21 protein-coding genes are annotated in these 21,442 nt (G+C 71.8%); 17 read left to right on the plus strand and 4 right to left on the minus strand.

The annotated features are described in order from the left end of the window. Nucleotides 1–57: 57 nt before the first annotated feature. A complete protein-coding gene (locus tag ABZ990_RS02995; protein WP_361224275.1) occupies nucleotides 58–2,148 on the minus strand; it encodes a LamG domain-containing protein in 2,091 nt (696 codons plus the stop codon). Nucleotides 2,149–2,376: 228 nt separating this feature from the next. On the opposite strand from ABZ990_RS02995, the gene ABZ990_RS03000 reads away from it, so the two are divergent. The 3 genes from ABZ990_RS03000 to ABZ990_RS03010 all read left to right on the plus strand — a co-directional run bounded on the left by ABZ990_RS03000 (nucleotide 2,377) and on the right by ABZ990_RS03010 (nucleotide 6,666). After that, on the plus strand, nucleotides 2,377–2,889 hold the full coding sequence (locus tag ABZ990_RS03000) for a DinB family protein (protein ID WP_361224278.1): 513 nt from the start codon (nucleotides 2,377–2,379) through the stop codon (nucleotides 2,887–2,889). Nucleotides 2,890–3,090: 201 nt separating this feature from the next. Continuing rightward, nucleotides 3,091–6,108, plus strand: coding sequence for a hypothetical protein (locus tag ABZ990_RS03005; RefSeq protein WP_361224281.1), 3,018 nt, complete (start codon nucleotides 3,091–3,093; stop codon nucleotides 6,106–6,108). 171 nt (nucleotides 6,109–6,279) lie between these two features. Beyond that, on the plus strand, nucleotides 6,280–6,666 hold the full coding sequence (locus ABZ990_RS03010) for a VOC family protein (protein ID WP_361224284.1): 387 nt from the start codon (nucleotides 6,280–6,282) through the stop codon (nucleotides 6,664–6,666). 174 nt (nucleotides 6,667–6,840) lie between these two features. Here ABZ990_RS03010 and ABZ990_RS03015 read toward each other — a convergent pair whose 3' ends face one another. Next, the gene (locus tag ABZ990_RS03015) at nucleotides 6,841–7,200 is read right to left on the minus strand and encodes a hypothetical protein (RefSeq protein ID WP_361224287.1); all 360 of its coding nucleotides are present in this window, start codon (nucleotides 7,198–7,200) and stop codon (nucleotides 6,841–6,843) included. A 259-nt stretch (nucleotides 7,201–7,459) separates the two neighbouring features. Between ABZ990_RS03015 and ABZ990_RS03020 the strand changes: the two genes are divergently transcribed. After that, a complete protein-coding gene (locus ABZ990_RS03020; protein ID WP_361224290.1) occupies nucleotides 7,460–8,083 on the plus strand; it encodes a nucleoside/nucleotide kinase family protein in 624 nt (207 codons plus the stop codon). Between the two features lie 197 nt (nucleotides 8,084–8,280). Next, entirely contained in the window at nucleotides 8,281–9,390 is a 1,110-nt protein-coding gene (locus ABZ990_RS03025; protein ID WP_361224293.1) for a hypothetical protein, read from the plus strand. Here the strand turns inward: ABZ990_RS03025 and ABZ990_RS03030 are convergent, their stop codons facing one another. Further along, nucleotides 9,391–10,230: an NmrA family NAD(P)-binding protein gene (locus ABZ990_RS03030; protein ID WP_361224296.1), complete on the minus strand. Its 840-nt coding sequence runs from the start codon at nucleotides 10,228–10,230 to the stop codon at nucleotides 9,391–9,393. It abuts the gene before it with no gap. An 86-nt stretch (nucleotides 10,231–10,316) separates the two neighbouring features. On the opposite strand from ABZ990_RS03030, the gene ABZ990_RS03035 reads away from it, so the two are divergent. Beyond that, entirely contained in the window at nucleotides 10,317–10,808 is a 492-nt protein-coding gene (locus tag ABZ990_RS03035; protein WP_361224299.1) for a helix-turn-helix domain-containing protein, read from the plus strand. Between the two features lie 83 nt (nucleotides 10,809–10,891). Here the strand turns inward: ABZ990_RS03035 and ABZ990_RS03040 are convergent, their stop codons facing one another. After that, nucleotides 10,892–12,010 (minus strand): serine hydrolase domain-containing protein, encoded by a 1,119-nt coding sequence (locus tag ABZ990_RS03040; RefSeq protein WP_361224302.1) that lies wholly within the window; start codon nucleotides 12,008–12,010, stop codon nucleotides 10,892–10,894. A gap of 205 nt (nucleotides 12,011–12,215) precedes the next feature. Between ABZ990_RS03040 and ABZ990_RS03045 the strand changes: the two genes are divergently transcribed. The 11 genes from ABZ990_RS03045 (at nucleotide 12,216) to ABZ990_RS03095 (ending at nucleotide 21,339) form a co-directional block, all read left to right on the plus strand. Continuing rightward, nucleotides 12,216–12,932: a helix-turn-helix domain-containing protein gene (locus tag ABZ990_RS03045; protein ID WP_361224469.1), complete on the plus strand. Its 717-nt coding sequence runs from the start codon at nucleotides 12,216–12,218 to the stop codon at nucleotides 12,930–12,932. 179 nt (nucleotides 12,933–13,111) lie between these two features. Then, a complete protein-coding gene (locus ABZ990_RS03050) occupies nucleotides 13,112–13,639 on the plus strand; it encodes a DUF3710 domain-containing protein (protein ID WP_361224305.1) in 528 nt (175 codons plus the stop codon). A gap of 198 nt (nucleotides 13,640–13,837) precedes the next feature. Next, nucleotides 13,838–14,215: a nuclear transport factor 2 family protein gene (locus tag ABZ990_RS03055; RefSeq protein ID WP_361224308.1), complete on the plus strand. Its 378-nt coding sequence runs from the start codon at nucleotides 13,838–13,840 to the stop codon at nucleotides 14,213–14,215. Nucleotides 14,216–14,563: 348 nt separating this feature from the next. After that, nucleotides 14,564–14,959: an isochorismatase family protein gene (locus ABZ990_RS03060; RefSeq protein WP_361224311.1), complete on the plus strand. Its 396-nt coding sequence runs from the start codon at nucleotides 14,564–14,566 to the stop codon at nucleotides 14,957–14,959. A gap of 269 nt (nucleotides 14,960–15,228) precedes the next feature. Then, on the plus strand, nucleotides 15,229–16,182 hold the full coding sequence (locus ABZ990_RS03065) for a hypothetical protein (RefSeq protein ID WP_361224314.1): 954 nt from the start codon (nucleotides 15,229–15,231) through the stop codon (nucleotides 16,180–16,182). 14 nt (nucleotides 16,183–16,196) lie between these two features. Next, nucleotides 16,197–16,379: a hypothetical protein gene (locus ABZ990_RS03070; protein ID WP_361224317.1), complete on the plus strand. Its 183-nt coding sequence runs from the start codon at nucleotides 16,197–16,199 to the stop codon at nucleotides 16,377–16,379. 395 nt (nucleotides 16,380–16,774) lie between these two features. Beyond that, complete coding sequence (locus tag ABZ990_RS03075) at nucleotides 16,775–17,308, plus strand: hypothetical protein (RefSeq protein ID WP_361224320.1); 534 nt, start codon at nucleotides 16,775–16,777, stop codon at nucleotides 17,306–17,308. A 30-nt stretch (nucleotides 17,309–17,338) separates the two neighbouring features. Continuing rightward, a complete protein-coding gene (locus tag ABZ990_RS03080; RefSeq protein ID WP_361224323.1) occupies nucleotides 17,339–18,328 on the plus strand; it encodes a hypothetical protein in 990 nt (329 codons plus the stop codon). 182 nt (nucleotides 18,329–18,510) lie between these two features. After that, nucleotides 18,511–19,140 carry a GNAT family N-acetyltransferase gene (locus tag ABZ990_RS03085; protein WP_361224326.1) on the plus strand — a complete coding sequence of 210 codons (630 nt, stop codon included), beginning with the start codon at nucleotides 18,511–18,513 and terminating at the stop codon, nucleotides 19,138–19,140. 152 nt (nucleotides 19,141–19,292) lie between these two features. After that, nucleotides 19,293–19,778, plus strand: a complete 486-nt coding sequence (locus ABZ990_RS03090; protein WP_361224329.1) for a hypothetical protein — start codon at nucleotides 19,293–19,295, stop codon at nucleotides 19,776–19,778. 391 nt (nucleotides 19,779–20,169) lie between these two features. Continuing rightward, a complete protein-coding gene (locus ABZ990_RS03095; protein WP_361224332.1) occupies nucleotides 20,170–21,339 on the plus strand; it encodes an aminopeptidase P family protein in 1,170 nt (389 codons plus the stop codon). Nucleotides 21,340–21,442 lie beyond the last annotated feature (103 nt).

Here is a 21,442-nt window from a genome sequence, read left to right on the forward strand (position 1 = left end):
TCGGCCCTCCGGCGGCGCCGGAGCCGCCGGAGGGCCGCCGGGGTCAGTGGGCGCGAACTACCACTCGGAGCCCAGGAACTGGATCTCACGCTCCGTCAGAGCCCCGTAGTAGGCCTGAAGTTCGTCGACGTGACCCTTCAGGTACTCGCCCCAGCCATCGGTGCCGTCGGCCGTGTGAGCCCGGCCCACCTGGAGCGGACCGTTGCTCGTCCAGCCCTGGGCGACGTGGGCGGTGCCGCCGGCGTTCGTGTAGCCGTCGATGTACAGCGTGACCGTGCCGGCCGCGTCGTCGTAGACGATGGCGAGCTTGGTGCCGTGCCCGCTCGAGCCGTCGGGGCTGGTGATCTGGGAGACGACCGTCTCCGGTGCGCCCGCCTCGTCCCGCACCGGCATGACCAGCTGCCAGGCGTGGGCCTCGGGGTCGTAGCGCAGCTTGAACGCGTCGGTGTGCTCACCGGCCTGAGAGAGGACGGTCATCGGCCGGGTGGCGTCGTCGCGCTCGATCTTGGCGATGACACCGAGGGTGAAGCTGTCACCGGTGTCCACGGCGGGCTTGTCGAGGACCGCGTGCCCGCGCTCGCCGTCCAGCTTCAGATCGCCGTCGCCCTCCAGCGGCCAGGCGCAGTCGGAGCAGCCGTTCCCCGGAATCCCGCGGACCGTCGCACCCGGGCCGAGCCGCAGCGGCGCGCCGCCATTGCGCTCGGGCGTGGTGCCGTCCTCCGACGTGACGAACGACCAGTGGCCGAGCTCCTTGCTCTTGCGCTGGGCCAGCGAGGTCACCTCGTCCGGGACGACCAGCCGGTCGTAGGCGCGGACGTCACCGATCTCGCCGTGCCAGCGCTGCCGGTATCCGTCCTTGCCCCGGAGCCGGCCGATCTGGAAGGCGCCGTCGGCGGCGACCGGCGCGGCCTCGGCCTTGGTACCGGTCTCCCGGCCGTCGACGAAGAGCTGGGCCTTGCCGGTCTCGGTGTCGTAGACGCCGAGCACGTAGGACCACTTGCCGGCCTTCGGCGTACCGCCGGAGACCTTCGCGCCACCGAGGGCGAAGGACCAGGCTGCGGAGCCGTCCGCCGCGGCGTCCAGGTCGAGGGAGTACGCCGAGCCGGTCGCCGTGTCCTGGCTGAGCACGGTCATGGAGCGGCCGGTCTCCGCCGGCCGCACCCACGCGCCGATGCCGAAGGTCCGACCGCTGTCGACGGCCGGGGTGTCGGTGGTGAGGAAGCCGTGGCCGGTGCCGTCCAGGGTGGCCGTGGTGCTGAGCGGGGTGCCCGAGGGTGCGGGGGCGCCGAAGGTCACACCGCTTCCGGCGCGGGCCGCCTGGCCCGTCTCGGCCGAGGCCGTGGTGGAGCCGGCCGGGTCCGCGAGCTTCCACTGGGAGACCGGAGCGCTCGCCGACTTCGGGATGAACGTGTAGTTCCTGGACGCGCTCCGCCGTCCGGAGCGGTCGGTCGCGCTCACGGACAGCGTCTGCGGGGCATTGCTCAGCGGGACGAAGCGGATGGTGGCCGGACCGCCCATCTCGGCGGGGCGGACGGAGCTGTACGGGCCGCCGATGAACGAGTACTGATACTCGACGACGTCGGGCGAGGGCGAGTCCACGGTGAAGCTGCCGTAAACACCGACGGCGCCGGCCCACCACGTTTCCTCGGGGAAGTCGGACGAGGTGACGACGGGAGTCTCCGGGCTCTGGTCGTCGTACACGAACCGGCAGGCCGCACCGGGGTCCGACGAGGTCCACTCGGAGTTCGCGACGCCGTCATTGGCCCGGGCGCGCCAGGAGATGACGGTGTCCGCCGGGATGTCGAAGTACACCTGGGCGACGCTGCGCGCGTTCAGGGCGGCAAACTGCTTGTCGATGGTGCGGCGCTGCTCGGTGCCGTCCGCGTCCGTCCACCAGAGCTCGAACTCCATGCTGCCGGCGCTGGTGTCGGGGTCCGCGACCTGGACGCTGAGCATCGGATGCGGGTTTCCGGTGTACAGCGGCTCGGCGCCGGTCAGGCAGTCTCTGGTCTCGACCTGAGGACTCTGCACGGTGGGCGGAATGTTCGCCGCCCCTGCCGCGTACGCCGTACCGGGTGCGGCGGCCCCCACCACCGCGGCGAAGCAGCTGCCCAGCAGCAGGCCCCGTCTTGCGAATCGTCCGAACATGAGTGAATCCCTCCCCTGGAAATGCGTCCGACCGTCGGATGATCAGACGCCGGGAGGTTAACAAGCGGCTCTGACCTCGGCTAATGAATATGACGGTCCGTCTGGAACGCGCTTTCCCATGGTGGTTCGAATTTCTGGTCAATGAAGAGAAAGGAAAGGCGAGTTGAAGCGTGAGTCCGGTAAGTGGGAAGAGTGGCATGACTGTTGGCCACCAGCGACAATCGGCCGATGAGTACCGTCGATCGCCCCCTACCGCCCCTGAACGCCGACGAGCGCACCACGCTCGAAAGCTGGCTCGACTTCCACCGGGCCACCCTCGCCCTGAAGTGCGAGGGCCTGGACGACCGGCAGGCCGCCCTCGCGTCCGCTCCGCCGTCCGGACTCACCCTGGCCGGACTCGTCCGGCACATGGCGGAGGTGGAACGGAACTGGTACCGGCGCGTCTTCGCCGGCGAGGACGCCCCGCCGATCCACGACCCGGCGGCCGACCCGGACGGCCCCGACGGCGGCTTCGAGCCGGCCGAGGGCGCCACCCTGGGCGACGCTCTCGCGACCTGGCGTGCGGAGATCGACCGCGCCCGCGCGTGCTGCGCCGGCCGCGCCCTCACCGACACCGGCCGCTTCCAGGGGCAGGACGTCAGCCTCCGCTGGATCCACGTCCACATGATCGAGGAGTACGCCCGCCACAACGGCCACGCCGACCTGCTGCGCGAACGTATCGACGGCAGCACGGGCGTGTAGGCGCCGTCATCGTGACGTACGGAGCCGGACCGGGCGGAGCGCGGAGTACGGAGTACGGAGCGCGGAGTCCCTGACGGCTGACCGGGTGCTTGGCGGGCCGCCCCGGCTTGTCACCCGATCGCGAGGGCGACGCGACTGCTAACTGTGCTGGTCATGAACCGAAGGCGATCGTCGTCCGGCCTGCGGGCACGGGCTCCCCGAGTGGCCGCGGCAACCCTGTCCCTGATCCTCGGCGCCGGAACGGCGCTGGGGTTCGGAGCCGGTGGAACCGCGTCCGCGTCCGCGTCCGTGTCCACGTCCGCCGCCAAGCCACGCGCGGGCGGCTCCACCCTCGCCAGCGAGAGCTTCAGACATGCCACGGCACCGGAGTTCGTCGGCGTCGGGGACGCCTGCCTCACCGGCGCACCCGCCGTCTCCGCGCCCCTCCCCGCCGATGACCACACGCTCGGCGGCTGTTACGGCGGCGTCAACGCGCCACCCGCCGACGGCGACCCGTACGGCTATCTCCGGCTGACGGACGCGACCAACGACAAGTCCGGGGCGGCCCTCTACGACCAGGCCATCCCCGCCGACCACGGTCTCGACGTCATGTTCGACCAGTGGCAGTACGGAAGTACGACCCCGGTCCACCCCGCCGACGGAATCTCCTTCTTCCTGGTGAACGGCGATGTCTCGCTGACCCGGCCGGGCGCCTTCGGCGGCAGCCTCGGGTACGCGCAGAAGCTCGACAGCGACATCCCCAGCCACCCGTTTCTGCCCGGCGTGGACGAGGGCTATCTGGGCGTCGGTCTCGACCTGCTCGGCAACTTCTTCGGCGACTGGGAACACCGGGGGAACGGCTGCCCGCCGGGGCAGCGTTCGCCCGCCGGAACCGCGTTCCGGGTGCCCGCGCCCGGCACCGACATGGTCACGGTACGCGGCCCCGGCGACGGGGTCCTGGGCTACTGCTTCCTGTACGCGACCGCCGACCACCTCACCCCCACACCTCCGTGGCGTTCGACCCTGCCGGGGAGTCTGCAAGGGCCGCTGGCCACGATGCCGGCGGGGATCTCGCCCCAGGCGGCCGAGACCCTCCTCGAACCGTCGCGCCGCCGGGTGCACGTGGTGCTCACCCCGGTGCCCGACCCGCAACTGAGCGTCGAGATCGACTTCAACGACGGCCGGGGCTTCCAGCGGGTGATCGACAAGCCGGCCCCGACCCCGGTGCCCCACACGTACAAGTTCGGCTTCGGCGGCTCCACCGGCCTCTACACCGACGTCCATCTCATCCGTAACGTGGTCGTCGCCACCGACGAGCCGCTCCCGGAGCTCAACCTCGTCAAGCAGGTCCGGCATCCGCTGCCCGGCGCGCTGACCCTCGGGGACGAGGTGCCGTACGAGTTCGTGGTGACGAACTCCGGCGGGACGCCCCTCACGGACATCACCGTCATCGACCCGAAAATCGGCCCGGTGTCGTGTCCCCGTACGACCCTCCAGCCCGGCGAGACGGAGACCTGCACGGCCGTCTACCGCGTGACCGCCGAGGACGTGGCGCGCGGCTCCGTCGAGAACACCGCCGTCGCGTCGGGGCTTTCGAACGGTACGGAGGTCACCTCGCCGCCCTCGTCGGAGAGCGTGCCGCTGGTCGAGCCGCCCGCCCTCGAAGTGGAGAAGTCGGCGGTGACGCCCGGCCCCTACTCCGTCGGGCAGACGGTCACCTTCACCTACACCGTCCGCAACCGGGGCGGCCTGACGATCGACGACATCAGGGTGGACGACGACCACGTCGCCGGCATCACCTGCGAGACGACGACCCTGACACCGTTCGAGACCCCCGGCGACACCACCACCTGCACCGGCACGTACACCATCACGGCGGCCGACGGGGAGGCCGGAGAGGTCACCAACCACGCGGTGGCGACCGGCACGGCGTCGAACGGCACGGAGGTCACCTCGCCGCAGGTGTACCAGATCCTGCTGGCCGGACCGAGCCACCTCGATCTGACGAAGCAGGTGGCCTCGCCCGGGCCGTTCCACATCGGGGACCAGGTCACGTACACCTACACTGTCACCAACACCCACGGCACCGAGCTGACCGACGTGGCGGTCGACGACGACCACGTCCCGGGTGTCGTCTGCGAGACGACCACCCTCGCCCCCGAGCAGAGCACCACCTGCACCGGGATCCACACGATCACCGAGGCCGACGTGACCCCGTGCCAGGCGATCGACGACGGGTGCGCGCTCACCAACCACGCGGTGGCGGGCGGCACTCCGCCGGAGGGCGACCAGATCATCAGCGACCAGGTGGCGGCCACCATCATCGTGGAGGTGCGCCGGGCCACCGGGCTGAGCCTGGCCAAGCAGGCCGTCACCCCCGGCCCCTTCCAGGTCGGGGACACGGTCGCGTACACCTACACGGTCACGAACACCGGTGATGTCGCCGTGCACGACCTGGCGGTGACGGACAACGTGATCGCGGCCGTGACCTGCGACGCGACCACCCTGGCCCCCGGCGCGAGCACCACCTGTCACGCCAGTCATGTGATCACCGAGGCGGACATCACCCCGTGCGAGCAGGCCGTGGACGGCTGTGTGCTCACCAACCTGGCGCGGGCCACGGCGCTCGATCCCGGCGGCCAGGAGGTCACCGCCAACGACTCCACGGCCACCATCACCGTCCGGCAGCGGCGGACGACCGGGCTGACCCTGGCCAAGCGGGCCGTCTCGCAGGGGCCGTTCCGGATCGGGGACACGGTCGCGTACGCCTACACGGTCACGAACACCGGTGACGCCGCCGTGCACGACGTGGCGGTCACGGACAACCTGGTCACGGCCGTGACCTGCGAGGTGACCAGCCTGGCGCCCGGCGCGAGCACCACCTGCCGGGGGAACTACACCGTGGCCGAGTCCGACGTCAGGCCGTGCGCGAGGAATGCCGAGGGGGCCAAGGATGGCGAGCGCGGTGGGCGCCGTGGGGGTGCTGACGGTGGGGGCTATGGCGGAGGCTACGGCGGCGGCGAGTGCGGCGAGGTCACCAACACCGCGCACGCCACGGCGACCGACCCGCAGGGCGACCAGGTCACCAGCGACCCGGCCACGGCCACGATCCGGGTGAAGTCCGGCGGGCACGACGGCTATGGCGAGCACGGCGACTACGGGAGGACGAAGCCCGGGAAGCCCGGGAAGTCCGGGAAGGAAGAGAAGGCGGGGGAGGGTGTGAAGGCGGGGGTGGAGTAGAGCCCCCCGTACGGACACACACATGCCTCACCCCACCGCACCCCGCCTCAGTTTCCCTGGAGCGGGGTGCGGTGGGGTGAGGCGCGAGTCTCGCGTCCGTCCGTCCGCACGGCCGCCGACCGGGCGAAATCCCTTGATCCGAAGGGCGGCTGTCCCCCTACACTGCGGCGCATGGCATGCCGTATCAGTGAACTGGTCATCGAATGCACCGACCCCCAGCGTCTCGCCGCCTTCTGGAGCGAGGTGCTCGGCTTCGTCGAGATCGACCGTGAGGGAGACGTCCTCGTAGAAATCGGCCCGTCCGAAGCCGGGTTCGGCGGCCCGCAGCCCACGCTTCTCTTTCTCCGCAACGACGCCCCGCGCGCCGGCAAGCTCCGTCTGCACTTCGACGTCAACGCCACCGACCGCGATCAGGACGCCGAACTGGAGCGACTGCTCGCCCTCGGCGCGAAGCCGGTCGACATCGGCCAGGGCGAGTCAGCCTCGTGGCACGTGCTGACGGACCCCGAGGGCAACGAATTCTGCCTCCTGCAGCGCCGCCTCGCGCCGCTCGGATAAAGAGAGGCGGAGGCTGCCTTCGCCGAAAGCCCAGCGCTGGGCAGGCAGTCGGGCGGCAGGGGGAGAAGGGAAGAGGGGAAGAGGGGGGAGTGGACAGGCGGCGGTCGCTCCGCTGCCCGCCACGCGCTCCCCACCCCGCCACCCCCGCCGCCGGACCGGTCCCGGCCCGTCGGCTCAGCGGAACTCGCGGACGACCCCGATCGTGCCGACGAGGTGCGCGTTGAACTCGTCCAGCTCCTCCGCCGGCACCCACAGCTCCAGGATCGTCTCGCCCCCGGCCTGCCGCACGGGGTAGCGGGACAGGAAGTCGCTCTCGACCTCGAAGCGGGTCACGTAACCGACGCCGCTGTGCGGGACGTTCCAGTCCCGCGCGATCCGGATCGCGTAGTCCTCGTTCAGGACCGGATAGAAGATCGGCTGCTCCGGCAGCCGCGGCGGCCACGCCCGCCATCCGGAAGCGCGCACGAGCTCCAGCTCCTCGGGTCCCGTGGGACGCCAGAGAGTGGTGGTGCGCGCGGTGTTTGCGGCGGTCATGGGACTTGCGGTGGTCATGGTGCTCGCGGTGCTGGTCGTCGGCCTGCTGGACATGCTCGCGGTCTTTCTCTGACGTGTCGTATGCGTACAGGTACAGGTACAGGTACAGGTACGGGGGTGGAGACGCGACGCTACCGCCGGGCACCGGGCGCCGACCACGGAATTCCGGCCGGGGACAAGGCCGGGTGCGGGACGGGGGTCGTGGTCGGCGTGGTCCCCCGGGCCTCGGGCCGAGGGCCGGTCAGTGACAATGGCGGGCATGGACGGACGACTCGAACTTCTCGTCGAGCGGGCCCGGGAGCTCGCCCGGGACGGCCGGCGGCGCGTGCTCGGTATCGCGGGGCCGCCCGGCGCCGGGAAGTCGACGCTCGCCGCCGCACTCGTCGCGCGACTCGACGGCGCGGCCGTCCTCGTACCCATGGACGGCTTCCACCTCGCCCAGGCCGAACTGGAACGCCTCGGGCGTGCCGGCCGGAAGGGCGCGCCCGACACCTTCGATGCCGCCGGGTACACCGCCCTCCTCACCCGGCTGCGCGCCGCCGAACCCGGCGTCACCGTGTACGCGCCCGCCTTCGACCGGGACTTGGAGGAGCCCGTGGCCGGGGCGATCCCCGTACCGCCGGTGATCCCGCTGGTGATCACCGAGGGGAACTACCTCCTGCACGACGAGGGCCCCTGGGCCGCCGTACTGCCGCTGCTCGACGAGGCCTGGTATACGGATCTCGACGACCGCACCCGGGTCGCCCGGCTCGTCGCGCGGCACATCCGCTTCGGCAAGGACCCGGCGTACGCCGCACGCTGGGTCGCCGACTCCGACGAGCCCAACGCCCGCCTGGTGGCGCGCGGCAGAGCCCGCGCCCATCGCGTCGTCCCCATGCCGTGACCCCAACGGACGCGGCGGGAGCAACGGACGCGGCGGGTGTGGCGGGAGCGGCGGGTGCGGCGGAGGCGACGGGAATGTGTCCGACGGGTGACCGTCACCCCGGTCGTGGCACTGGTCGCCTCTACCTGCTCTGACCAGGGGTTTTACCTGGCCTAAGGTATTGCGGAGGGTGATCGTTTCGGGGAGGATTCCCCGCTGTGATCACCTTCGTCCTCGTCGTCGTTTGCGGCGCGTCCCTCCCCGTGCTCTACCACTTGTTCCTCAGACCGGCCCGCGCCGACAAGCAGGTCTTCGAGGCGGCCGCCTACGGTCTGCCGCCTCGTGAACTGCTCGACCCGGCGCGCCACGGCCCGCCTCCGCCGCCCCACCGGACGAAGGAGCGGCAGGCCGTCGCCGACGCCGCGTGGGCAGGGCACTGGCAGTCCGCCGCGCGGTACGTCCGGGCGGCGGGCGAGGACTGGGACGAGCGCTGGAGCCGGCTGGAGATCCTGCAGCAGGTCGCCGAGGAGGACGACGCCTGGCTGGACGCCTGGCGCGCCGCCGAGCCCGGCGACTGCGACGCGGCCACCCTGCACGCGAGCCTGATGGTCCACCGCGCCTGGAAGATCCGGGGCCGCGGATACGCCCACGAGGTCAGCACCTCGGCCATGAATCAATTCGTCTCCCTGCTCCCGGCCGCGATCGAGGAGGCCCGGCGGGCCGCACTGCTCGACCCCGCCAACCCGGGCCCCTGGGTCGTCATGATCACGGCGGCGCGCGGGGCGAAGTACGACCACGCCCGGTTCAGGCCGCTCTGGGACGGACTCGTCGCCCGTGCGCCGTACCACTACGAGGGGCACTGGCAGGCGCTCCAGTACTGGTGCGCCAAGTGGTTCGGCAGCGACCGGGAGATGCTGCGGTTCGGCCGCGAGGCGGTCCGCAAGGCCCCGCCCGGCAGCCCGCTCGCCGGGATCTATCTGCACGCGCTGAGCGAACTGGGCGACCGTCCGGCCGGCCTGCTGCCGCCCGTCACCCCCATGACGCGGAGCCGGCTGAAGCGGATCGCGGCCACGTTCGACACGGTCGAGCCCGACGACGAGCGCCTGCCGTACCTGCGCCATCTGCTGGCGCACGCCATGCTGCGATCGATGCTGTACGGGCCCGCCCTGAAGCAGTTCCGGCTGATCGGCGTGTGGTGCGGCGCCCAGGTCTGGCGCGAGAACGGCAACGCGGTCCTGGGCTTCGAAGCGGCCCGGCGCAAGGCCGCGCAGCTCTCCCGGACCCGTCGCGTGCCGCCTCCGCCGCCGACCCACGGCATGGGGCGCTGACTACCCGTCCGCCCCAGGGCGGGTGGCGGACGCGGCCCCGACGGCCACGGCAAGCGGGTCGCGGGCCGGGCGGCCGAGGAGATCCATGAGGTCGGACGTGGTGCCGTCCAGGAAGCCGTGCCGGACGCTCGTGGCGATCGAGGCGAGCATGGGCGGCTGGAACGGCAGCAGTCCCGCAGCCTCGTCGAGGAGCCGGCCCCGGTACTCGCCCAGGCCGATGGAGCGGTGCGGGACCCCGAGCCGGGCCGCCACCTGGGCCGCCGTGATCGGCGTGCCGACGAGGTCGTAGACCCGGCCGTCGTGCCGGGCCGGATCCTCCGCGACGACCGCCGCGGCCTCGGCGAGATCCTCCCGCGCGACCGCCGCCAGGGCACCGTCCCCGAACGCGGACTCCACGCCCGCGTCCACGTCTCCGTCCGCCCCCGTCCACATCAGCAGGCCGCCGAAGAGTTCGGCGTACAGGCCGTTGCGCAGGATGGTCCACGGCAGTCCGCTCGCCCGGACCAGGCGCTCGGTGGCGCGGTGGGCCGGGGCGAAGGCGAGGTGGTCGCCGGCCGTGGTCAGGCTCGTGTAGACGACATGACCGACGCCGTCGCGCACGGCGGCGTCCAGGACCGCCGCGTGCCGCGCCACGACCAGGTCGTCCTCGCCGTACCCGGCGGAGACCAGGACCAGGGTCGCCACCCCGGTGAGATCGAGGCTCGCGGGGTCGTCGAAGTCGAGACGCCGGGTCCCCTCGCCCGGTGTGCGGCTGCCGCCCGTCGCGTCGGCGCCTCGGGCGCGCAGCGCCGCGAGGGTGGCCGAGCCGAGGTGTCCGTTCGCTCCTGTCACCAAGATCATGTCAATCGCGTCTTCCGTCGTGGTTCTCTTCGGTAACTACGCTTGATCCTCGAACGCGTGAACCCCGACGACAAGAAGGCAGTTCGATGTCACTCACGCACACCGGAGTAACCACCCCCGCCGGCGCAGCGGTCACCGTCCCTGCCGATGCCGGGGTGGCCGTCCTCGCCGGCGCCGGGGTGACCGCCCCCGCCGAACTGGAGGCCTGCGGGCGCGAAGACCACCCCGACTGCGGCATCCGCGACGTCCTGGACCGCATCGGCGACAAGTGGTCGGTGCTCGTGATCGTCGAACTCGCGGGCGGGCCACGCCGGTTCCGTGAACTCCAGCGCGCGATCGACGGTATCTCGCAGCGCATGCTCACCCTGACCGTCCGCAGGCTCGAACGTGACGGACTCGTCCTGCGTACCGTGTACCCGACCGTTCCGGCGCAGGTCGACTACCGCCTGACCGGGACCGGAGCCGGCCTCACCCATCTGGTGAAGGCGCTCGCCGACTGGTCGCTCGCGCACCGAGCCGTCATCGCCGAGGCGCGGCACGCGTATGGCGAGACCCACCCCGGCCACGACATCCATTGACCGGTCGATTCGACTGAAGCGCTGACGCGGGTACGTTCGCGCTGACGTATCCGCATCCGTGCCCCGTGCCCCGCACCCGCGTTTCAGCCGCCCAGTGCCACGCGCTGGAAAGCGGCGAGCGCGGCGTCGATGGGGTGGGGCTGGGGCCGGCCGTCGGCGTCGAGTGCGTTCCAGCGCTGGCGGGTGAAGGCGAGCGCCATCTGCCGTTCGCCGTCGGCGCGGATCGCGGCGAGGGTTCCGCCGCCCCACACCGAACCGCCGTGGCCCCAGAAGGTGTTCGGGCCGGATACGTGCACTGGGTAGAGGCCGAGACCGTAGTCGATGATCTTGCTCTCCTGGGAGAAGACCCGCACGGTGCGCTGCATCTCCGCGAGCGAGGAGGCGGCGACGATCTCGCCGGCCAGCAGCAGGCGGAAGAACCGGTTCAGGTCCGCGACGGTCGAGACCAGGGCGGCGGCCGGGCCCACGAACGACATGTCGTAGACGCTGTAGTCCCGCGCCGGCTCGATCATGCCGAACCAGCTCTCGTAGATCCGCGCGTGCGGCCCGTCGATCTGCGGATCGGTGGGAAATCCGGTGTCACGCAGACCGGCGCGCTCGATGACGTCGCGGGTGATGTACTCCTCGGCCGGTGTGCCGGTCACCTTCAGCAAAAGGGCGCCGAGGAGAAGGTAGTTGGTGTTGGAGTAGACCCCCTGACCGCTGCCCGGGGTGCCGACGGCGGGGGCGGCGACCCCCTTCTCGATCATCTCGACGGTGTCGAACCGGGTGAACCGGTGGTCGTCCAGGCTGTCCGGCCGGGTGTCCCCGGCGACCGGGAAGCCCTTGAGGGACGGGTAGATGTACGGCAGGTACTCGGCGAGGCCGCTGGTGTGGTTGATCAGCATCCGTACGGTGATCGACGCCCCCCGCTCCCCGGGCACCAGCTCCGGCAGATACCGCCCGACGGGCGCGTCCAGCTCGATCTCGCCGCTCTCGACGAGCCGCAGCACGGCGGCAGTGGTGAAGGTCTTCGTGACGCTGCCGACGCGGTGACGCAGGTCGGCGGTGACGGGGCGGCCCGTGTCGAGATCGGCGACGCCGGCGGCCCCGCGCCAGACCTGGTCGCCCGCGCGCACTTCGGCGAACAGGCCGGGTATCCCGGCGCGGTGGACCTCTTCGAGAGCGGCGTTCAGCTGTGCGGGATCGAGCGAGTTCCTCATGACGTGCGTCCTCTCGGTCACCTGTCCCGGCGGCGATGCCCTCGCTGGCATCGATGGCATGCGCCCGCCGCCGGCTGATGTCCTCATTATGCACGCGGTGCGTGCAACGCCAAGTGCACACGTTATGGTGGGTGTTGAGAGACAGAGAGCCGGAACCAAGAGGGCCGGGGAACGCGGCGGGGGAGAGGGCGAGGAGTACGAGATGATGGCGGGCACGGGCCGAAGGCGTCGCTGGTCGACCGACGACATACTCGACGCGGCGGTCGAGTTGCTGCGGACGGGAGACGCCGAGTCGTTCAGCGTGCGCAAGCTCGCCGCGACCCTCGGCACCGACTCCTCCAGCCTCTACCGGCACTTCCGCAGCAAGACGGAGCTGCTGCGGGCGGTCGCGGACCGGCAACTCGAGGCCGCCATGGACGGCTACCGCCCCGAGGGCGACTGGAAGCAGCGCATCACCGCCTTGGCGGGCCGTGCGCGCGACGTCTTCGGCCGGCAGCCCCAACTCGCCGCCGTCTGGGGGCGTTACGGGGCGGGCGGCGCGGGCTCACGGCTGATCGCGGAGGAACTGCTCCAGGCCCTGCGCCTGTCCGGGCTGCCCGATGCCGAGATCCCGGTCCGCTACCACCGGATCGTGGTGCTCCTCACGGCACTGATCACCTCGGAGGCGGGCATGGGCGGCCTCACCTCCGAAGAGTACGAACAGGGCATGGAACACTTCCGCGTCGCCGTCCTGGGCGCCGACCCCGAACGCTTCCCCGCCCTCGCCCACTTCGCCCGCGACATCCGCCCCCTCGGCGTGGACCGCCCCGCCGCGTTCGAGGACATCCTCGCCGACCATCTCGCGAGCATCGACGCGGTGATCGGGGTGGTGGGTGAGTCGGTGGGCGAAGCGGCGGAACGGTCGACGAACCCGGCGTCGTAACGGCCTTGTTCCTGCGGCTACTTCACCTCCTTCACCCCCTTCCACTCCTTCGGTACGGTCGCTGTTCCGTCTCCGTTCCGCCGCCGTTCCGTGTCGTCCTGTCCCTGGCTGCCTCCCGCTCCGGCGGTTAGCCTCGGCAGAGCGCGGCGGGCCGGTGCGCGAGGCGACGGGGGGAACCGATGCCGGAAACCGACATGCTGGATCTGGGCGGGCTGCGGATACCGCAGGGGCCGGGAATCGAAGTCAGGCTGGAGAGTGGGGGAGTTCCGGCCCGTCTGCTGGCGGCCACGGTGCTCCACGAGGAATCGGCGCTGCAACTCCAGGCGTACCGAGGCCCCGACGTGCGCTGGGCGGCCGTGCGGGCCGAGCTGATCGAGGGCGTCGAAGACCGGGGCGGCACCGCCTGGGAGCGGACCGGACCGGGCGGAACCGAGGTCCGGTGCGCCCTGGCCGCCGAGTCCTACGAAGGCCGCCGCACCGACACGGACGTGCGGATGCTGGGGCGGGAAGGCCCGGGATGGCTGCTGCGGGGCACGGTCACGGGACCGGACGTCGACCCCGTCCCCGGCGGTGAGGACTGGGCGTACGACTACTTCACCCGGGTCGTGGTGGTCCCCGGCTTCGGACGCGGCCGAGCGGCCTCGCTGTCCGCCGTACTCGGCCGCGCCCGCTCCACGGGTTTGATCCCGCTCAGGTTCCCTGGCTGACGCGACGGGCGTGGTGGGCGAGGCGCGTGGTGGTGGGGCGGCTGATCCGGCGTGGCGCGGAGGGCGCGCCCGCCGACGCCGTACCCCCGGGGAGCCGTCGGACGGCATCCAGTGCGGTGCTGCGGCCGGGATGGTTCACCGTGACCGGAAGGCGGCTCGGGGGGCGAGGGCGCGCGAAACGGCTGGTATTACTGGGACATGCAGGAAGAGACCGCACGTTCCGCGATCGACACATTCATCTCCGCGTTCAACGCCTCGGACGACAACTATGTGACCGACCTGCTCTCCCAGGCCCTGACCTCGGACGTGGTCTTCTGGGGGCCGTTGGGCCGCAGCGAAGGAATCGCGGCGGTCGAGCGGTTCGTGCTGGACATCCGGCGCCACCCGGCGGGGACCGGCACGATGGTGCGCTGCTCGGCGGTGGACATGCCCGACGAATGGGCCCGGTACCAGTGGGTCTTCACCCTGCCTGAGGGAGGCCCCCGCCTGGCGGGAACGGACGTCGTTCATCTGCGGCGGAGCCTCATCGACCAGGTCATCGTCTTCGCGGGTGAGATCGAGCCGTCCGCCTCCTGACCGGCCTCGGGCGGCTTGTCGGAGCGGCGGTCACTCCCTCGGCGACGATGCCAGGGAGAAGAGCGAAATCGCCACGAAGAGAGCGACGGGGTAGATACCCGCACTCCACGGCTGCGGCACGATCTTCTGCCCTCCGACCACGAGAACCGCGAGCAGGATCCAGGCCAGGAGGAGCCACGGATGCGGGACAAGGTCCTGGCAACGACGGCGCAACGGTTCCGGAAGCTGTTCCTCTGGGTGCCCATGGCCAGACCCTAGCTCCTCCCCAGGTCCGGGCCGTTGGCGGTTCCCGCAGGTGGGCGGCCCCGCCCGGCCCCACCCGGGCCCGTGCGGAACTACGGTGGGCGCATGACCCATGTGCCGGCGCTCCTCGTCATCGACATGCGGAACGCCCTCGCCGGGATCGCCCACCGCGCCGCCCGCACCATCGCCGTCATCGCGCGCCTCCGCGCCCGGGCCCGGGCCGCCGGTGTTCCCGTCGTCACCGTCCAGCGCCACGGCCCCGACCTCGAACCCGGCACCCACGGCCGGCACGTCGTCCCCGAACTCGCCCCGGAGGAAGGGGAACCGGTGATCGCCAAGACCAGCGCCGACAGCTTCCTCGACACCGACACTGACACCGACACTGACACCGACACTGACACCGACACTGACACCGACACTGACACTGACACTGACACCGACCCCGACCTCGACGCGGTCCTCCACGTACGGCAGGAACCTGCGGCCGGGATGTTCCGCTGAGGGGCGGCTCGGAGAGTCCCCGCGCCGGGTGAGGCGGACGGTGGGCGACTACCTGATGAACTGATGTCCGGTCTCCGGGCGCGAGACGGACACGCGCGCCCCGGCGCCTCCGGCGTGCGGGCCCGCGTCGGCGCGCGTGGCGAGGCGCTCCCGGGCGGCCAACCCGTCCGTACGACCCCCGGGTTGACCGGAGCGCGCCGCCAATGCGCCGTCCGCGCCCCAGGCGGGTGGGTAATCTGGCGAGAACGGCCGACGAAAGGCGGGACGACGTGGGGTGGTTCCGGCGAGGACCCCGACGGGATGGCGAAGGCGCGCCACGGGACCCGGAGTTCACGTACTTCTCCGAGCGCGAGGCCGCGCTCTTCCGTAGCCGGGTCCGGCAGACCTTCGCCGAACTCGGACTGGAGGTCACCCTCTACGCCGACCATGTGACGGACGACTCGGGCCGCCGCTTCGGGCTGGCCAATCTCGCCGCCGTCTGCCATCACGACCCGCGCGGCACCCGCGTCTGGCACCAGCTCGTCAACCGTCACGTCGGACTCGTGGTCCGCGCCCTCGAAGGGCCCTCCGCCCTCGACACCCTGCCACCCGAGCAGATCCGCTCCCAGCTCTACCCGCGTGTCGTCAGTGGCGAGGGCATCGACCCCGGCGCGTTCGGTTACGCCCGCAGCGTCGCCCCCGGGCTCTACGAAGTCCTGGCGCTCGACCTGCCGGAGAGCGTCATGACCCTCACCGACGAGGCACTCGAACGGCTCGGCGACCCGGCCCGGCTCCGCGCCCGGGCGCTCGACAACCTGCGCGGACTGCCCGTCGAAGGCCACGAGACGGTCAAGGACGCCGACGGCATGAGCTTCGAGGTCATCCTCGGCGACTCCTTCTACACCGCCAGCCGCGTCCTGGACCTCGACGCCGTCGTCCGCCGCGTCACCGGCCGCCCGCTCACCCCCGACGGCGCGCTGGTGGCCCTGCCCTTCCGGCACCAGCTCGCCTTCCACGTCATCCGCGACACCACCATCGTCCCCGCCCTCGGCGCCATGGCCTCCTTCGCCGCCTCCGGATACGAGGACACCCCCGGCGCCATCAGCCCGTACGTCTTCTGGTGGCACTCCGGCACCCTCACTCAGCTCAGCGAGCACAGTGAGGACGACGGCCAGTTGAGGATCGTCGTCGGCGACGAGTTCCAGGACCTGCTCGAACGCCTCATCGTCCGGGATCCCGGGTAGCGGACCCCAGGTAGTTGAGCTCGGGTAGCGGAGCCCGGGCAGCGGACCTCGGCATCGTCGGCCTGGAGGCCGCCCTCGGACTCGTCCGCGGCCGCCCGCATGGCGACAACCCGCCCGCCTGGGCCGCCACCCGCGTCCAGGAGATGCGGGGGCGCCGCCTGGAGCTTGAGCCGGCGCCGCCGTATCCCGCGCGCTGATCGATGTCCCCTTCCCGTGGATGGCGTGGATGGCGTGGATGGAGTGGACGACCTACCGCCGCGGCCGGGGTACGGAGAATGGGCAGGACGATCCACGACCTCGTCCGGGCCGGACGGCTGTCGGAAGCCGGCTGACGTCTTCGCCGGCGCCCGGGAGGAGACGCCGGCCCGGCGGACGTACCCAGTCGAAGGTGTCCCGCGTCCCGTCCCGCGTCCCCGGACGGAGTCGAACGCGCAGGTGAGCGCAGTCGGGACGGTCACGGGACGTCCCACCCGTCCCAGCGGTCCGGGAACGGGCCCGCACGTACATACGGTTCAGCCGCACGCCACAGGCACGGCCGGGCGGCCACCTGGCCGGCCCGCGTCCGCAACGTACGTACAGGGAGACGAATCACGTGATCACGAAGAAGAAGTCGAGAGGCAAGTCGGCCGCGATCGTCGCGGGCGTGCTGACCGCACTCAGCATGACCCTCTCGGCCGCTCCGGCCATGGCGCAGAACAACCCGATGATCGAAGGCGACTACGACCAGTGGTGGGCGGTCGAGACCGACGGCACCACCACCTTCAGCGCGCGATGCGCCGACCACACGGAACAGCAGCGGTTCCGCTTCTACTACAGCCCGAACTACCAGGGCGCGTTCATCAACATCGGCCACCCGCTGTACGACCTGCTGGCGGTGTACGCCGGAGACGGTGCGCACCCGCTGACGTTCTGCGGCGGCGGTGGCGCGGGCTGGGGCCAGAACGTCGGCAACAACGCCGCCTCCGTCTACAACTGGTACAACGGGTACTGCGGCACGGTGTACTACTACGCCGGTTACAACCGCAAGGGCGCCTACAAGTCGTACTGGCCGAACAGCGGAGGCAACCTCCAGGACGCCGGGCTGCGCAACAACAACCGCTCCATCGAATTCTCCAACTGCTGGTAACGGACACCCACGGCCGGACGAGGAATCACGATGAGAAGAGGCCACCGCCAGGGGCGGGGGACGGTCGCGGCCCTGGCAGGCGCCGCGTTCCTGCTGACGGGCTGCGCGTCAGGGCAGCCCGCCGACACCGCACTGAAGGCTTCCTCCGGGTCGCCGTCCTCGTCCGCGTCACCGGTCTCGTCCCGGGGTACCGCGGCCGATCCGGCCACCTGGACGCTTCCCCTCCAGCGGTACCGGCCCACCGACGCGCAGGCCAAGACCATCAGCCTGGCCGAGAGGGAGCTGGTCGGCCGGTGCATGAAGGAGTTCGGCGTGGCCTGGAAGCCGGACGCCGAACTGCCCAAGGTCGGCCCCCGCAACATGCTCGACTGGCGTTACGGCATCCATGACGCCACCCTGTCCGCCAAGCGCGGCTACCAGCCCGACGCGGAAGAGCAGGCCCGGTACGAGGCCGCGCTGCGCGCGAATGAGTCCCGGCCCGCTTCTTCCGCCGACACCCAAGTCCTGCTGAGCGGCACTGACATGCCCGGCGGGCCCTCGGCCAAGGCGAGCGCCGACGTGCGCGGCGGTACGAAGAACGGCCGGCGGATCCCGCCCGGCGGCTGCTTCGGGCAGGCCCGCGCCGCTCTCGGCAGCGCCACCCACGGCATCACCCCCCTCGTGGACCGGCTGACCTTCGACTCCTACCCGGCGTCCCTGAAGGCACCCGAGGTCAAGGCGGTCTTCGCCCGCTGGTCGCAGTGCATGGCGCAGCGCGGCTACCACTACGCCGCCCCGATGGACGCGGACCAGGACCCGCGCTTCCGGCCCAGCCGGGCCGGGGTGTCGGGGCAGGAGATCGCGACCGCGCTGGCGGACATCACGTGCCGCGACCAACACCGGGTCACCCGGACCTGGTTCGAGGCCGAAAGCCGTATCCAGCAGGGCTATGTGCGGGAGCACGCCACGCAACTGGCTGCGGACCGGCGCTCTTTGGACCGGGTCATCCACACCGCTGAGGACACGCTCGCCCATCGGTGAGCTGCTTCCGGTCCGTGGGGGGCGGGTGGTTCGGGGAGACGGGGGTGGGCCCGGCCGATTTGGCGGGCTCCGGTCCGCCGGACGGACGCGGCAGCGCGCGCCGCCGAGGCGAAGGAGCGCACGCACCGCCTGGAGCACGAACGGTCGGTGGCGCGGGGCCGAGCGGGGCTAAGGTGACCGTCATGACCGCCATGACCGCCACGACCGATCTCGGCCCCGTCGCCTGGCCACCCGTCCCCCTCCGTACCGAGCGGCTCGTGCTCCGGGCGGCCGAGGCCCGGGACCGGGCGGCGTTCGTCGACCTGTTCGCGTCGCCCGAGGTGGGCACCTACATAGGCGGCGCCCAGCCGCGCGACCACCTCGCACGCGTGATGCCAGAGAAGCCCGGGCAGCGCCCCGGCTTCTTCGTGATCGACCTCGACGGCGAGATGATCGGCACGGTCACCCTCGACCGCCGTGACGTAGAGGCCGGCGAGGGCCAGGACGACCAGGGACACGAGGAGCAGCGGGAGTCCGGGGAGCACCCGGACCGCTCGGACCACCCGGGCCACACCCCTCCGACCGCCGGACCGGTCGAACTCGGCTTCCTGCTCCTCCCGCAGGCATGGGGACACGGTTACGCCGCCGAGGCGAGCGAAGCGGCCCTCGCATGGCTCGCCGCCGCACTCCCCGGCGAACCGGTGACCCTCCGCACCCAGACAGCGAATGCTCGCGCGATGCGCCTCGCGTCGAAGCTCGGCTTCACCGAGGTCGAGCGCTTCGAGGCGTACGGCGCCGAACAGTGGTCCGGCGTACGTCCGGCCCACGCGTAAGTCCTGGCCCTGTCCCTGGCCCCTGGCCCTGCCCCTGCCCTGGTTCCGGCCCCGGCTCCACACGGCTGATCAACGGATTGTCAGAGCTACCCCCTAGCGTGAGCGGACAGTGAACGACCGCGCGGCGGGCGCGCGGGTGGAGGGGCGGCGACATGGGCGACGGTGTGGAGTGGCCGGTCGATCGGGATGTCGACGCCGCGCTGATCGTGAGGACCGACTACTCCGACGACCGGGCGTGGGAGACGGTGCTGGCAGAGTTGAGGAAGCTCCCGGAGGAATGGGGCGACGACTACGAGTCGTACCTCCACATCGTCGACGATCCGGCGTGGGCGGGTGTCACTCCCGATTGGATGCTCGCGATGGCCTCTTCGGCCGGGGAACAGGACCACGAGGTGTATCTCGCCGACCGCGTCACGATGACGAGCACTCCCCTGACACTGCTGGCCCTGTCCTTGCTGAGCGAGGATCACGCCGAGGACCATGAACACTTCGAGGAGTGGGCCGGGTTGTTCCGCGTCACGCCGCCCGCCGTCCACGAGATGAACGCGAACCTGAACATCGCCAACCTGAGCTTCCGCGAGTTCGCGGAGACGGCCAGAGAGGACCCGGAGGGCATCTGCCGGGGATCCGTCTTCTGACGGTGCCGGGCGTGGGCCCGGCCGGCGAGGCGGCGTCGGACGGCTGCCGCTGCGGCTCCCGCCGGGCGGCGGCCCCAAGCCCTGGGCCGCTCACCAGCCACCGGCCACCGCCTGCCCCGGCCACCGGCAGTCCCGGCCACCGCCTGCCCCGGTCACCGGCAGTCCCGGTGGTCGGCGGACGGTCCGCCGACCGCTCTCCGACCGCACGCCGACTGTCTGCCGCCCGCCCGATGACGGCCCGATGACCGTCCGCCGGTCCGCCGACCGCACGCCGACTGTCTCCCGACCGCCCGATGACCGCCCAGCGACCCTCCGCCGGTCCGCCCCGCGCGCGGTCGCGGGACGCCGCCGCCCCGGGGCAGGATGCTGTACGTCGAGGAGGAGATCACCCATGACCGAGAGCCCCGCGCCCCGGAGCACCACCCCCGAGGATCCCGAGAGCGCCCCTGCCCCCTTCACCGCCGACGACTACCGGGCCCGGATGGCCCGCGCCGCCGACTCCGCCGCCGCGGCCGGACTCGCCGGACTGCTCGTCGCACCCGGCCCCGACCTCACGTACCTCACCGGCTACCAGCCGACCGCGAGCACCGAACGGCTCACCGTCCTCGCCCTCGTCCCCGGCCGGGACCCCGTCCTCGTCGTCCCCACCCTGGAGGCCCCGGACGCGGCGAAGGCCGCCGGCGCCGCCGCGCTCACCCTGCGCGACTGGACCGACGGCAAGGACCCGTACGCCGTCACCGCGCCCCTGCTCGACGCCTCCGGCCGCTTCGGCGTCAGCGACAACGCCTGGGCCATGCACCTGCTTGGCCTCCAGCAGGCCCTGCCGGGGACCTCGTACACCGCGCTCACCGACTCCCTGCCGATGCTCCGCGCCGTCAAGGACACCCACGAACTGGCCCGGATCGCCGCCGCCGGGGCCGCCGCCGACCGGACGTACGGCGAGATCCTGAAGGTCCGCTTCGCCGGCCGCAAGGAGAGCGACGTCGCCGCCGACCTGGCCGCCCTGCTGATGGGCTTCGGACACTCCCAGGTCGACTTCACCGTCGTCGGCTCCGGCCCCAACGGCGCCAACCCGCACCACGAGGCCGGCGACCGGACGATCGAGCACGGCGACATGGTCGTCCTCGACTTCGGCGGCCTCAAGCACGGCTACGGCTCCGACACCACCCGTACCGTCCACGTCGGCGAACCCACCGCGGAGGAACGGCGCGTCCACGACCTCGTACGGGAAGCGCAGCAGGCCGGGTTCGAGGCCGTCCGGACCGGGGCCGCCTGCCAGGACGTGGACCGGGCCGCGCGCCGGGTGATCGCCGACGCGGGCTACGGCGAGTACTTCATCCACCGCACCGGTCACGGCATCGGCGTCACCACGCACGAACCCCCGTACATGATCGAGGGCGAGGAGCGGCCGATCGTCCCCGGCATGTGCTTCTCCATCGAGCCGGGTGTCTATCTGCCCGGCCGCTTCGGCGTGCGCATCGAGGACATCGTGACCCTGACGGAGGACGGCACCGGCCGCCGCTTCAACAACACCCCGCGGGAGATGGCCCTCGTCGAGTAGTCCCACAGCAGGGGAGGCGGGGTGGCGGGGTGGCGGGTGGCGGCACTGGCCTCGCGAGACGCCGTCCGCCGTCCGTCCGTCACCCCTCCGCCGTCCGCCCGTC

It is taken from the genome of Streptomyces sp. NPDC046203 (genome assembly GCF_040646255.1).
Taxonomy (GTDB): domain Bacteria; phylum Actinomycetota; class Actinomycetes; order Streptomycetales; family Streptomycetaceae; genus Streptomyces.